This is a genomic window from Variovorax paradoxus NBRC 15149, from assembly GCF_001591365.1.
Taxonomy (GTDB): Bacteria; Pseudomonadota; Gammaproteobacteria; order Burkholderiales; family Burkholderiaceae_C; genus Variovorax; species Variovorax paradoxus.
Genome location: NZ_BCUT01000001.1, coordinates 825,166 through 838,814, shown reverse-complemented (window position 1 = coordinate 838,814; position 13,649 = coordinate 825,166). Strand labels below are relative to the sequence as shown.

Here is a 13,649-nt window from a genome sequence, read left to right as displayed (position 1 = left end):
CTTGGGACAACGCGCGCCGCACCATGATCATTCACAGCCTGCTCGACACCGACCTCTACAAGTTCACCATGATGCAGGTCGTGCTGCATCACTTCCCGGGCGCCCAGGTCGAGTACCGGTTCAAGTGCCGCAACCCCGGCATCGACCTGGCGCAGTTCGCGGGGCAGATCCGCGAAGAGGTGCGAAGCCTCTGCTCGCTGCAGTTCCGGGACGCCGAGCTGGCCTACCTGCGCTCGATGCGCTTCATCAAGAGCGACTTCGTCGACTTCCTGGGCCTGTTCCGGCTCAACGAAAAGTACATCTCCATCACGCCCCAGCCCTCGGGCGAGCTCGAGATCCGCATCAAGGGGCCGTGGCTGCACACCATCCTGTTCGAGATTCCGGTGCTGGCCATCGTGAACGAGGTCTACTTCCGCAACACGCAGAAGAAGCCCGACCTCGAGGAAGGCCGGCGGCGCCTGGAGACCAAGATCGGGCAGCTGCAGGATGCCGGCCTGTCGGACCTCAAGATTGCCGACTACGGCACGCGCCGCCGCTTTTCCAAGGACTGGCATGAAGAGGTGCTGCGCACGCTGACCGCCAGGCTCGGTGCCGTCACCTCGCCGCCGGCGCAGGCCGAGCCCGGTGCGCGGCTGCCCCAGCTCGCGGGCACCAGCAACGTGCTCTATGCGATGAAGCTCGGCCTGATTCCGCTCGGCACCATGGCGCACGAATACCTTCAGGCCTGCCAGGGGCTCGGCCCGCGGCTGCGCGACAGCCAGATCTTCGGCTTCGAGAGCTGGGCCCGCGAATACCGCGGCGACCTGGGCATTGCGCTGTCCGACGTCTACGGCATGAGCGCCTTCCTGCGCGACTTCGACCTGTACTTCTGCAAGCTGTTCGACGGTGCGCGCCATGACAGCGGCGATCCGTTCCAGTGGGGCGAGCGCATGCTGGCGCACTACATCGCCAACCGGGTCGATCCGCGCACCAAGACGCTGATCTTCAGCGACAGCCTCACGGTGCCGCGCACCGTCGAGCTCTACCAGCAGTTCCGCGGCCGCTGCCAGCTGGCGTTCGGCATCGGCACCAACCTCACCAACGACCTCGGCTACGAGCCGCTGCAGATCGTCATCAAGATGATCAACTGCAACGGCCAGCCGGTGGCCAAGCTGTCGGACACGCCTTCCAAGAACATGTGCGAGGACGAAAAATACCTGGCCTACCTGCGCCAGGTGTTCGAGATCGAGCAGCCGCCGGCCTGACGCGCGTCTGGTACGGTACGGCCCCGATGAAAAAAACAATCCGCCTTGCGGCAGCCGCAGCGCTGCCGATGATGTTCCCCGCGCTGGCCATGGCGGCCGAGCTCGACGGCAGCAAGCTGTCGGCGCTCTGGGGTGTTCCGTTCGCGGGCATCCTGCTGTCGATTGCGCTGATGCCGCTGCTGGCCCCGTCGGTCTGGCACCACCACTACGGCAAGATCTCCGCCGCCTGGGCGCTGGCGTTCCTGCTTCCCTTTGCCGCGATCCATGGCGCGCCGCTGGCCGGCTCCCAGTTCGTGCACGCGCTGGTGGAGGAATACATCCCCTTCATCATCCTGCTCACGGCGCTGTTCACGGTGGCGGGCGGCATCCACATCCGCGGCAACCTGCATGGCGCGCCCGGCCTCAACACGGCCATCCTTGCGATTGGCGCAGTGCTCGCGAGCCTCATGGGAACCACGGGCGCGTCGATGCTCTTGATTCGCCCGTTGATCCGCGCCAACGACAACCGCGTGAGCAAGGCGCACGTGGTGGTGTTCTTCATCTTCATCGTCTCGAATGCGGGCGGCTCGCTCACGCCGCTCGGCGACCCGCCGCTGTTCCTCGGCTTCCTGAAAGGCGTCGATTTCTTCTGGACGGCGCGCAACATCCTGCCCAACACGCTGTTCCTCGTCGGCATGCTGCTGGCGCTGTTCTACGTCATCGACCGCCACCTCTACCGCAAGGAAGGCGTGCTGCCGTTCGACCCGACGCCGGACACCCGGCGCGTCGGCTTCGACGGCGCCGCCAACTTCTGGCTGCTGGGCGGAATCGTCTTCTTCGTGCTGCTTTCCGGCGTCTGGAAATCGCCCGTCGGCTTCGAGGTGTTCGGCACGCACGTCGGGCTGCCGGGGCTGGTGCGCGACATCGGGCTCATTGCCATCACGCTCGTCTCGTTCAAGACCACCGCGGCCAAGGTGCATGCCGACAACCAGTTCGAATGGGGTCCGATGGCCGAGGTGGCCAAGCTGTTCGCGGGCATCTTCCTGACCATCATCCCGGTGATCGCGATGCTCAAGGCCGGCGCGCACGGGGCGTTCGCGCCCGTGATCGCGGCGGTGACGAGGCCCGACGGCCAGCCCGATCCGGCCATGTATTTCTGGGCCTCCGGCATCCTGAGCTCGTTCCTGGACAACGCGCCGACCTACCTCGTGTTCTTCAACACCGCAGGCGGCGATCCGGCCACGCTCATGACCACCTACGCTACCACGCTGGCCGCAGTTTCGGCCGGCTCCGTGTTCATGGGTGCCAACAGCTACATCGGCAACGCGCCCAACCTCATGGTCAAGGCCATTGCCGAAAGCCGCGGCGTGCGCATGCCGAGCTTCTTCGGGTACATGGGCTGGTCCGTGGTCGTGCTGATTCCGCTGTTCGTCCTTTCCACCTTCATCTTCTTCCGTTGAGAGCAGACATCATGAGCAAGCCCAAGATCCTGGTCGCACGCGCGATCTTTCCCGAGACCATCGAGCGCCTCTCGCAGCATTTCGAAGTCGAGTCGAACCAGGCCGACGAAAGCTGGAGCAAGGAGCAGCTGATCGCCAGGCTGCAAGGCAAGCAGGGCGCCTTCACCACCGGCAGCGAGCGCATCGACGCCGCGCTGCTCGACGCCTGCCCCGACCTGAAGATCTGCGCCAACATGGCGGTGGGCTACAACAACTTCGACGTCGACGCCATGGCCGCGCACGGCGTGCTCGGCACCAATGCACCCGACGTGCTCACCGAGACCACGGCCGACTTCGGCTTTGCGCTGCTCATGGCCACGGCCCGCCGCATCACCGAGAGCGAACACTTCCTGCGCGCAGGCAAGTGGCAGAAGTGGAGCTTCGACATGTTCGCGGGCTCCGACATCCACGGCGCCACGCTCGGCATCATCGGCATGGGCCGCATTGGCCAGGGCATTGCCAAGCGCGGCGCGCACGGCTTCGGCATGAAGGTGGTCTACCACAACCGTTCGCGGCTCGATGCGGCGCTGGAGGCCGAATGCAAGGCCAGCTACCTGAGCAAGGAAGAGCTGCTCAAGACGGCGGACCACGTGGTGCTGGTGGTGCCGTACTCGCCGGCGTCGCACCACACCATCGGCGCGGCCGAGATCTCGCTGATGAAGCCGACCGCCACGCTGGTGAACATCGCGCGCGGCGGCATCGTCGACGACGCGGCGCTGGCCGTGGCGCTGCGCGAAAGGCGCATTGCCGCGGCGGGGCTCGACGTGTTCGAGGGCGAACCCAAGGTCCACCCCGACCTGCTGACCGTGCCCAACGTGGTGCTGACGCCGCACATCGCAAGCGCCACCGTGCCCACGCGCCGCGCCATGGCCGATCTCGCGGCCGACAACCTCATTGCCTGGTTCAGCGGCAAGGGCGCACTGACGCCCGTCACGCCCGTTCCGCCCGCCGCCAAGTAAATAAACACGGACCCTCATCGTCACCTTGGACACTTCCCTGATTCTTCTTCTGCTGGCCGCCCTTGCGGTGGTCCAGCTGGTGCTCGCGGTCTGGCTGCTGGCTCGCCGCCAGCCGGCGCCCGACCACAGCGAACTGCTCTCCGTGCTGTCCGCCATGGGCACCGCCAACGAACGCACCGAGCGCGAACTGCGCCACGAGATCGGCGAAAGTTCGCGCGGCGCGCGGCAGGAAACCGCGCAGGCCTTCGCCACCTTCCAGCAGGCGCTGGTGCAGCAGGGCGCCGAAGCCACCCGCACGCAGAACGCCCAGCTCGATGCCTTCTCGCTGCAGCTCGCCTCCTTGCAGAAGACGCTGGCCGACACGCTCAACACCCAGCTCCAGGGCCTGAGCGAATCCAATGCGCGCCGCCTGTCGGAAGTGCGCGCGACCATGGAAGCGCAGCTCGCGCAGCTGCAGCAGAGCAACACCGCCAAGCTCGACGAGATGCGCAAGACCGTCGACGAGAAGCTGCAGAGCACGCTCGAAGCCCGCCTGGGCGAGAGCTTCAAGCAGGTGGCCGACCGGCTCGAGCAGGTGCACAAGGGCCTGGGCGAGATGCAGACGCTGGCCGTCGGCGTCGGCAGCCTGCAGCGTGTGCTGACCAACGTGAAGACGCGCGGCGTGTTCGGCGAGGTGCAGCTCGAGGCGCTGCTCGAGCAGGTGCTCACGCCCGAGCAGTACGCCAAGCAGATCGAGACCAAGCCGCGCAGCGGCCAGCGCGTGGACTTCGCGATCCGCTTCCCGGGCCGCGGCGACGACGGCGCCCCGGTGTGGCTGCCGATCGACGCCAAGTTTCCGCGCGACGACTACGAGCGCCTGATCGATGCGCACGAGCGCGCCGACGCGCCCGGCGCCGAGCTCGCGGCCAAGGCGCTCGAGGCGCGCATCCGCGTGGAGGCCCGCTCGATCGCCGAGAACTACCTGGCGGCGCCGCACACCACCGACTTCGCCATTCTTTTCCTGCCGGTCGAAAGCCTCTATGCCGAGGTGCTGCGCCGCCCGGGCCTGATGGACGCCATCCAGCGCCAGCACCGCGTCACGCTGGCCGGCCCCACCACCCTGCTTGCCATGCTCAACAGCCTGCACATGGGCTTTCGCACGCTGGCGCTCGAGCAGCAGGCCTCCGAGGTCTGGAAGGTGCTGGGCGCGGTCAAGACCGAGTTCGAGCGCTATGGCGAATGGGTCTCGCGCATCAAGGAGCAGGTGGCCAAGGCCTCCGACACGCTCGACAAGGCCGACACGCGCGCCAAGCAGATGCGCCTGGCGCTGCGCAAGGTCGAGGCGCTGCCCGAGGCCCAGTCGCAGGTGCTGCTGCCTCCCACCGCAGACAGCGAGGGCGACGACACCCCGTGAAAGGCTCCGAACTGCTGCGCGTGATCGGCGCCCAGGTCTGCCTGCACGCCACCATGGCCGGCATGCGGCTCGCAACCCCGCTGCTGGCGCTGCAACTGGGCTACAGCGCGGCGGCCGTCGGCGTGCTGATCGCGCTGTTCGCGCTCACGCAGGTGTTCCTGGCGCTGCCGGCGGGGCGCTTTGCCGACCGGTACGGGTTCAAGCGGCCGCTGTGGCTGTCGGTCATTGCGGCTTCGGCCGGCGCAGCACTCGTGCTCGCCTTTCCGACCTTTCCAATGATGTGCATCGCGGCGCTGCTGACCGGCGGCGCCACCGGCGCGACCGTCATTGCGCTGCAGCGCCACGTGGGCCGCTCCGCGACCAACGCCACGCAGCTCAAGCGCGTGTTCAGCTGGCTTGCGATAGCGCCCGCGGTCGCCAATTTCATCGGCCCTTTCGTCGCCGGCATGCTCATCGACCATGCAGGGCGAGCCCCTGCGGACATGCTGGCGTTCCGGGTCTGCTTTGCGGTGATGGCGGCTTTCCCCATCGCCTGCTGGCTGCTGGCGCGCGGCGCGCACGAACCGCCGCCTGCGGCACCCGCCGCCGGCGCCGCGCCCACGCGCGCCTGGGACCTGCTGCGCGAGCCGATGTTCCGCCGCCTGCTGTTCGTGAACTGGCTGCAATCGTCGAGCTGGGACGTGCATGCCTTCGTGCTGCCGGTGCTGGGGCATGACCGCGGCATCAGCGCGTCGATGATCGGTTCCATCCTCGGCGCCTTCGCCATTGCAGCGGCGGCCATCCGGGTGGTGCTGCCGCTGGTGGCCTCGCGCGCTTCGGAGCGAAGCGTGATCCTGAGCTCCACCCTCGTCACGGCGCTGGTGTTCGCGGTCTATCCGCTGCTCGATTCGGCCTGGAGCATGGGCCTGTGCTCGGTGATCCTGGGCTTTGCGCTCGGCGCGGTGCAGCCGATGGTGATGAGCATGCTGCACCAGATCACGCCGCATGCGCGGCACGGCGAGGCGCTGGGCCTGCGCCTCATGACCATCAACGCCTCGAGCGTGGCCATGCCGATGCTGTTCGGCTCGATCGGCGCGCTGATCGGCATCGCGGGCGTCTTCTGGGTGGTGGGCGGCGTGGTTGTGCTGGGGGCGCGGGCGACCTGGGGCTTGAAGGTCTAGCTGCCCCGCGGAGGCGGGGCGATGCCGCCGGAGCCTGGAACCGGACTACAGCTTGTAGAAGCGCTTGATCGCATCCCAGGCATCTTCGGGCGCGTCGACGTATTCGAAGAGCTTCACGTCGGCCGGCGAGATCACGCCTTCCTCGACCAGGAAGTCAAAGTCGACCAGCTTCTTCCAGTAGGCCGAGCCGAACAGCACGATCGGCACCGGCTTCGACTTGCGGGTCTGCACCAGCGTGATCACCTCGAACAGCTCGTCCAGCGTGCCGAAGCCGCCCGGAAACGCCACCAGCGCCTTGGCACGCATCATGAAATGCATCTTGCGGATCGCGAAGTAGTGGAACTTGAAGCTCAGCGCCGGCGTGACGTAGGGGTTGGCTTCTTCTTCCATCGGCAGCGCGATGGCCAGGCCGACCGAGAGGCCGCCGCCTTCGTGCGCGCCGCGGTTGGCCGCCTGCATGATGCCGGGGCCGCCGCCGGTGCAGACAAAGAGCTTGTCCTCGGGCTCCTTGCCGTTGCTGAACTCCGCCACCAGCTTGCCGAAGGCGCGGGCCTTCTCGTAGTAGTGCGAGCTGCGCGCCAGGCGGCGCCAGCGCTCGGCCGCCACCGCATCGCCGGCGGCTTCGGCCTGCGCGACCAGCGCGGCTGCTTCTTCCTCGCTGCGAAAGCGCGCGCTGCCGAACACCACCACGGTGTTCTCGATGCCGTGGGCGCGCTGCTCCAGGTCGGGCTTCATCAGCTCGAGCTGCATGCGGATGCCGCGGGTTTCGCGGCGCAGCAGGAATTCCGGATCGGCAAAGGCGAGGCGCGAAGGATCGGGATCGAGGGGGAGGCCCTTTTCGGCGTGCGCCTTGAGGGTGGCCCAGGCGTCCGCGAGGCGCTTGTCGTGAAGGTCGTGCGTGTTGTTCATGGAGAAATCGGACAGGAAGACTTGCAGCATTGTGCAGCGTCGCGGATGCGGCGCCCCGCAGCTCAGAAGGTGCCGTGGCGCCCCTCGCCGCGCACGAAGCGTTCGGCACCGGCCACGCCTTCGGCCGCGACGATCGGCACGCCGAGCCGGCCTTCCTGCCGCAGCGCATCGGCCAGCGGCAGGCTCCATTGGGCATGGGCGGATTGGCGGTCCGCCAGCATGCACTGCTGCGGGAACGATGCGATCTCGCGCGCGAGCGCTTCGGCCGCGTGGCGGGCCTGGCCGAGCGGCACCACGCGGTTGACCAGGCCCATGGCCTGCGCTTCCGGGGCGCTCACGGGCCGTCCGGTCAGGATCAGGTCGAGCGCGCGGCCCATGCCAATGATGCGCGGCAGCCGCACCGTGCCGCCGTCGATCAGCGGCACGCCCCAGCGCCGGCAGAACACGCCGAGCACGGCATCTTCCTCGGCCACGCGCAGGTCGGCCAGCAGCGCCAGCTCCAGGCCGCCGGCCACCGCATGGCCGCTGATGGCGGCGATCAGGGGCTTGGCAAGCGCCATGCGGGTCGGGCCCATCGGGCCCGTGCCGCCGCCCTCGGGGTCGAGTTCGTTGCGGCGCGCGGGGTCGCCGACCGCGCCCAGGTCGGCGCCGGCGCAGAAGCTGCCGTGCTCGCCCCAGAGCACCGCAACGCGCTGGCTTTGATCGGCTTCGAAGCGCTCGAAGGCGGCGCGCAGCGCGTCGGCCATGGGCCGGTCGACGGCGTTGCGCTGCTTCGGGCGGCTCATGACGATGGTGCTGACCGGCCCATCGATCTCGGTGCGGACGCTGGCGGACGTGTTCATGGGCGCAAGGGTAAGCCCATCAACGGAAAAAGGCTCCTTGCGGAGCCCTTGTCGTTGGGTGCTGGCCAGCCAGCAGGGGTGCGGGCTTAGACGCGCTTGCGGTATTCGCCGGTGCGGGTGTCGATTTCGATCTTGTCGCCTTGCGACACGAACAGCGGCACCGGCACTTCGAAGCCGGTGGCGATCTTGGCGGGCTTGAGCACCTTGCCCGAGGTGTCGCCCTTGACGGCCGGCTCGGTCCAGGTGATTTCGCGCTCGACGCTGGTCGGCAGTTCGACCGAGATGGCCTTGCCGTCGTAGAACACCACTTCGACCGGCATGCCGTCTTCGAGGTAGTTGAGCGCGTCGCCCATGTTCTCGGCTTCGACTTCGTACTGGTTGTACTCGGTGTCCATGCAGACGTACATCGGATCGGCGAAGTAGGAGTAGGTGCACTCCTTCTTGTCCAGCACGATCTGGTCGATCTTGTCGTCGGCCTTGAAGACCACTTCGGTGTTGAAGTTGGCGATCAGGCTCTTGAGCTTCATGCGCACGGTGGCGGAGTTGCGGCCGCCGCGGCTGTATTCGGTCTTGAGGACGACCATCGGGTCCTTGCCGTGCATGATGACGTTGCCGGCGCGGATTTCTTGAGCGATTTTCATATCAGGTTCTCTGGATGTTGGCCGCTCGGTGCGCGGAGCCATCGGGCGACGTATGCAATGTGGTTTGCAAGGTCTTGCCGGCGTGTCTTGCCGGCCTCATTGGCCCCGCGGTACATGTCCCGCGGCAGGTTTGGCGGAGAGCATCTCGGATCTGTGTAGATCCGGGCCGAAATCCGCAAAGCCCGCTATTTTAGCTTTTTCCGGCGACCAGATGCCGCAATTGAGTGACCAAGTCCTCTTGTGCGCACAGCTTTTGGCGGGCGGCCAGCACGGTTTCGCGCCATGGGCCCTGTGTTTCGAGAGCGGGCAGGGGGCTGCTGTCGAACCCGTTCCAGGCATGGTGGAACTGCCGCAGCGACGGCGGGGCGCCCAGCCAGTCGAGCCAGGCGCCGAGCTTGACGTGGTGCGCGTCGTCGTCCTGCGGATAGATCTGCCAGACCAGCGGGACGCCGGCCCACAGCCCCCGAACGAGCGAATCCTCGCCGCGCACGAAATTCAGGTCGCAGGCCCAGAGAAGATGATCGAAATCGGCCTGCGTGAGGTAGGGCAGGTATGAAATTGATAGCGCGCCGAGCCCCGAGACCCCGTGATCCGGCTGTTTCCTGTCGGCAAAGAACGCCCTGACCGCATGCGCGGCCCGGCCCGAGGTGACCAGGAGCCGTGTGGGCTGCGAACCCACTGCCAATTGCTCGAGCAGGGTCGCCAGCGACGGCGGCTCGTAGCAGAACAGCGACACCAGGCGTTCGCCGTCGCGCCAGGGAATTTGCTGCGCCGCGAGCCATTGCGCGCGGTCGAAGCGCGCCCGTCGCTCCAGCAGGCCGGGCTCCCGCAGCAGGCCCCCCGTGGCGGGGGTGAAGCCCGGATAGAAAAAGCGCTTCGTCAATCCCGTGCCGGGCCCCTTGAACACGGGCGAGGGCAGGCCGTGCAGGCGTTCGACATACGGCTCGGCCGACAGGTACTCGAGATTGATCCACGCCCGCCCCGGCCCGCCCTGGGCCTGCGGCTCGGCAAAGCGCGCGATCAGTTCGGGCGCCGGCTCGCAGCCGAAGGCCTCGACCAGCACATCGGGCGGCGGGGCCGCCACGGCTTGCCGGACGGCGGCGGGCTCGAGCCAGTCAACCACGCTCACGCCCTCGCAGCCGGTGGGCGCCATCCAGTGCAGCGCCGTGGCGTCGTCGATCCACAGGCGCACGCATTCGCCGAGGGCGGCCAGCTGGCTCGACAGCCGCCAGCACACGCCGAGGTCGCCGTGGTTGTCGATGACCCTGCAGAAAATGTCCCATTGCATGGGCGCGAGTGTGCCTGTCTTCGGCGGGGCGAGGCCGTGGTGCCTGCTTGGTATGCTGGCCGGCATCACAACATCCGGAGAGAGAAACCATGCGCCTGCCGACCCGCCGCCGTTCGCCACTTTCCCTTGGTTTCTTTGCTCACCCCGGCATGGCGAGAACCGTGCTCGCGCTTTCCCTGGCCTTGGGCGGCCTGGCCGGTGCCTCGGCGCAAACGACGCCGTCGCTGACACCGCAGCAGCAGCGCTTTCACGACATCTACAAGGAGCTGATCGAGATCAACACCAGCCATTCGGCGGGCGACAACACGCTCGCGGCGCGCGCCATGGAAAAGCGGCTGGTCGAAGCGGGCTTTGCGCCCGGCGACATCCAGATCTTCGAGCCCTTCCCCAAGAAGGGCAACCTGGTGCTGCGCTTCAAGGGTAACGGCAGCAAGAAGCCGCTGCTGCTGCTGGCCCATATCGACGTGGTCGAGGCCCGGCGCGAGGACTGGAAGACCGATCCGTTCAAGCTGCAGGAAACCGGCGGCTATTTCACGGCGCGCGGTTCGATCGACGACAAGGCCATGGCCTCGGCGCTGGTGTCGGTGCTGGGGCAGCTCAAGCAGGAAGGCTTCAAGCCCAGCCGCGACATCATCCTGGCGCTGACGGCCGACGAAGAGCGCGGCGACGCGCTCAGCAACGGCGCCTTCTGGCTCATCAACAACAAGCCCGAGCTGCTGCAGGCGGAGTTCGGCATCAACGAAGGCGGCGGCGGCGAACTGCGCGGGGGCAAGCCCAACCTGCACCGCATGCAGGTGGCCGAGAAGATGTACACCACCTACATGCTCGAGGCGCGCGACGTCGGCGGCCACAGCTCGGTGCCGACCAATAGCAACCCGATCTACGCACTGTCCGCGGGGCTCGAGCGCCTGGGCAGCTACGCGTTCCCGGTCAAGCTGGGCGAGGTCACCAAGACCTATTTCGCACGCAGCGCGCCGTTTGCCACCGGCCAGCTGGCCGACGACATGCGCGCGGTTGGCGGCGGCAACCCCGAGCCCGCGGTGATCGAGCGGCTCTCGGCCAATCCGGCCTACAACGCGCAGCTGCGCACCACCTGCGTGGCGACCATGGTGCAGGCGGGCCATGCCGAGAACGCGCTGCCGCAGTCGGCCAAGGCCACGGTCAACTGCCGCATCCTGCCGCACGACGACCCGGACGAAGTCGAGCGCCTGCTGACCCAGGCCGTGGGCAACGACAAGATCGTGGTGCGCAACCTCGGCAAGCCCTTGCGCAGCCCGGCCTCGCCGCTGAACGGCGACCTGGTGAAGACCGTGGAATCGGTGACGCAGGCCATGTGGCCCGGCGTGCCGGTGGTGCCCGCGATGAGCACCGGCGCCACCGACAGCCGCTTCATGCGCAACGCCGGCATTCCGATGTATGGCGTGACGGGCATGTTCCTCGATCCCGCGGATGCGCGCGCCCACGGGCTGGACGAGCGCATCGAGATCCAGCGGCTCTACGACGGCCGCGAGTTCCTGTACCGGCTGGTGAGCGAGCTCGCCAGATAGGCGCCGCCCTCCCCGCGGAGAGGGCGGGCCTCCCGGTCAGGGCGTGAAGGTGTCTCCCAGCACGATGCCTTCGCGCCGCGGATCGGCGCCGCCGGTGAGCACCGGTTTGCCGCCCACGGTCGTGCGCATGATGGTGCTGATGCCGCTGGACTGCGCCCCGAAGCCCACCGTGTGGCCGAGCGCGCGCAGGCCGGTGATCAGCGGGTCGTTGTTGCCCGAGTCCGACGTGTCGATCGCCGGGTGCTCGCCGCCCACGTTGGTGGTCTTGCTGTTGGAGGCGCCGAAGTCCACCAGCGAGGTGGCCTGCTGCGCATCGAGGCCCCAGTCGAGCGCGCCGACCAGCGTCTTCACCACGTACTGGATGATCGTGCCGCCGCCCGGCGATCCGGTTCCCATCACGAACTCTCCCATGCTGCCGTCGCTGTTCTTCCTGAACACCATCGTGGGCGCCATCGTGCTGCGCGGGCGCTTGCCGGGGGCGACGCGGTTGGCCACCTTCACGCTCGGCGTGACGCTGGTGTCGTCGGGGTTGGAAGCGAAGTCGGTCAGCTGGTTGTTCAGCATGAAGCCCTGGGTCATGTGGAACGAACCGAGCGTGCTCTCGACGGTGGTGGTCATCGTGACGACGTTGCCCTGCTTGTCGACCACGGTGAAGTGCGTCGTGCCGTGCTCCTCGGTCTTGTCGATGCCCAGGGGCACGCTTCCAAGGTCGCCCGGCAGTGCCGTTCCCATGCTCGCCGACAGGCTGATCAGGCTGGCCCGCTTCTGCAGGTAGGGCTTGTTGATCAAGGTGTTGACCGAGCCGCCGGGCAGCGGCACGAAGTCGGTGTCGGCCACGTATTTGTCGCGGTCGGCATAGGCCAGGCGCTCGGCCTCGCTCACCAGGTGCACGCCCATCACGGTCGGCTTGCCGCCTTCGAGGTCGATCGCGGTGGGCTTGTACAGGCCCAGGTTGAAGGTCTCCAGGATGCCCAGCGACTGCACCACCGCAATGCCGCCGGAGGACGGCGGCGACATGCTGCACACGTAGTAGTCGCGGTAGGCGCCGCAGACCGGATCGCGGCGTTTGGCCACGTAGCCGGCCATGTCGGCCATGGTCGTCTTGCCGGGCGTGATGGCCGAACCGTCGGCGGCCGCCGTGATGCCGATCTTGTCGACGATGCCTTGCGCGATGGCGCCGGTGTAGAACGCGTCCGCGCCCTGTGTGGCAATGGTGCCGAGGGTCCTGGCATAGGCCGGATTCTTGAGCCTGGTGCCCAGCGCCTTCGGCGTGCCGTCGTCGTTGAAGAAGTAGGCCGTGGCCTCGGCGTCGCGCTTGAGGCTGGCGGCCGAGCCGGAGATGGCGGCGGCCATGCGCCCGCCGATCGGGAAGCCATCGGCGGCGAGCGTGATGCCGTAGCTGAAGAGGTCTTTCCAGGGCAGCTTGCCATGGTCCCTGTAGGCAATGTCGAGCATGCGCACCGCGCCGGGTGTGCCGATGGAACGGCCGCTCGCACGGGCGCTGGGCTTGGGCGGGTTCTGGTCCGCCACGTCGTCGATCCAGCGCAAGTAGTTCTCGGTTGCCGCTGCCGGCGCCATTTCGCGCCCGTCGTAGGCCTGCAGCTTCCTGGTTGCCGCGTCGTAGTGAAGCATGAACGCGCCGCCGCCCAGGCCGCTGGATTGCGGCTCGACCAGGCCCAGCACGGCCTGCACCGCCACTGCCGCATCGACTGCGCTGCCGCCGGCCTTGAGGACATCGCAGCCCGCGCGCGTGGCGAGCGGATGGTTGGCCACCACCATGTAGTTCTTCGCGTAGACCAGCTTGTGGCCGACGACATAGCCCGAGGCGGGCTCGGGTGCCGCCGGGTCGCCCGGGTCGCCGGAACCCACCACGACCGGCGTGCCGCCGTCGCCGATCAGGCAGCCCTTGTCGGCTTCGGGCGGCGGTGGGGCAGGCCGGTTGGCGTTGGCCGCGTTGATGGCGGCGATCGCCGCGACCAGGGCGGCGTTGTCCTGCGCGCCATTGCCGCCGCCGCCGCAGCCGGCCACCGTCAAGGCCAGCGCGATGGGGGACAGTGCCAGCCAGGCGCCCGTCCGGATGTTTTTCTTCATGAGAGTTCCCCCGAGTAGTCTTGATGAAATGACACAGGCGCTCCTCGCGCGCGTCATCATCAGCACAATTCATTCCAGGCCGATCGGGGTTTCCTCG

At 67.7% G+C, this 13,649-nt stretch carries 11 protein-coding genes; 6 read left to right on the top strand and 5 right to left on the bottom strand.

The window, feature by feature from the left end; translation table 11 throughout:
- The first annotated feature begins 23 nt into the window (after positions 1 to 23).
- From pncB to VPA02S_RS03940, 5 genes are read left to right on the top strand one after another with little or no spacing between them, the layout of a single operon-like run.
- Positions 24 to 1,244: a nicotinate phosphoribosyltransferase gene (pncB, locus tag VPA02S_RS03960; protein WP_012746914.1), complete on the top strand. Its 1,221-nt coding sequence runs from the start codon at positions 24 to 26 to the stop codon at positions 1,242 to 1,244.
- Positions 1,245 to 1,270: 26 nt separating this feature from the next.
- On the top strand, positions 1,271 to 2,683 hold the full coding sequence (locus VPA02S_RS03955) for a sodium:proton antiporter (protein ID WP_018903025.1): 1,413 nt from the start codon (positions 1,271 to 1,273) through the stop codon (positions 2,681 to 2,683).
- Positions 2,684 to 2,694: 11 nt separating this feature from the next.
- Positions 2,695 to 3,681, top strand: a complete 987-nt coding sequence (locus tag VPA02S_RS03950) for a 2-hydroxyacid dehydrogenase (RefSeq protein WP_062362341.1) — start codon at positions 2,695 to 2,697, stop codon at positions 3,679 to 3,681.
- A gap of 25 nt (positions 3,682 to 3,706) precedes the next feature.
- The gene (locus tag VPA02S_RS03945) at positions 3,707 to 5,074 is read left to right on the top strand and encodes a DNA recombination protein RmuC (protein ID WP_028256161.1); all 1,368 of its coding nucleotides are present in this window, start codon (positions 3,707 to 3,709) and stop codon (positions 5,072 to 5,074) included.
- A complete protein-coding gene (locus VPA02S_RS03940; protein ID WP_028256160.1) occupies positions 5,071 to 6,234 on the top strand; it encodes an MFS transporter in 1,164 nt (387 codons plus the stop codon). The genes VPA02S_RS03945 and VPA02S_RS03940 overlap by 4 nt, the downstream gene beginning before the upstream one ends.
- Positions 6,235 to 6,279: 45 nt before the next feature.
- On the opposite strand, the gene VPA02S_RS03935 is transcribed toward VPA02S_RS03940, so the two are convergent.
- The 4 genes from VPA02S_RS03935 to earP form a co-directional block, all read right to left on the bottom strand.
- A complete protein-coding gene (locus VPA02S_RS03935; RefSeq protein WP_026283814.1) occupies positions 6,280 to 7,143 on the bottom strand; it encodes an LOG family protein in 864 nt (287 codons plus the stop codon).
- A gap of 62 nt (positions 7,144 to 7,205) precedes the next feature.
- Positions 7,206 to 7,985, bottom strand: coding sequence for a crotonase/enoyl-CoA hydratase family protein (locus VPA02S_RS03930; protein ID WP_028256159.1), 780 nt, complete (start codon positions 7,983 to 7,985; stop codon positions 7,206 to 7,208).
- An 86-nt stretch (positions 7,986 to 8,071) separates the two neighbouring features.
- Positions 8,072 to 8,626, bottom strand: coding sequence for an elongation factor P (efp, locus tag VPA02S_RS03925; RefSeq protein ID WP_012746921.1), 555 nt, complete (start codon positions 8,624 to 8,626; stop codon positions 8,072 to 8,074).
- Between the two features lie 190 nt (positions 8,627 to 8,816).
- Positions 8,817 to 9,980 (bottom strand): elongation factor P maturation arginine rhamnosyltransferase EarP, encoded by a 1,164-nt coding sequence (earP, locus tag VPA02S_RS03920; protein WP_028256158.1) that lies wholly within the window; start codon positions 9,978 to 9,980, stop codon positions 8,817 to 8,819.
- Positions 9,981 to 10,063: 83 nt separating this feature from the next.
- Here earP and VPA02S_RS03915 point away from each other — a divergent pair, with 83 nt between their 5' ends.
- Complete coding sequence (locus VPA02S_RS03915) at positions 10,064 to 11,461, top strand: M20/M25/M40 family metallo-hydrolase (protein WP_374987715.1); 1,398 nt, start codon at positions 10,064 to 10,066, stop codon at positions 11,459 to 11,461.
- 36 nt (positions 11,462 to 11,497) lie between these two features.
- Here the strand turns inward: VPA02S_RS03915 and VPA02S_RS03910 are convergent, their stop codons facing one another.
- Positions 11,498 to 13,552, bottom strand: a complete 2,055-nt coding sequence (locus VPA02S_RS03910; RefSeq protein ID WP_062362338.1) for a gamma-glutamyltransferase family protein — start codon at positions 13,550 to 13,552, stop codon at positions 11,498 to 11,500.
- Positions 13,553 to 13,649 lie beyond the last annotated feature (97 nt).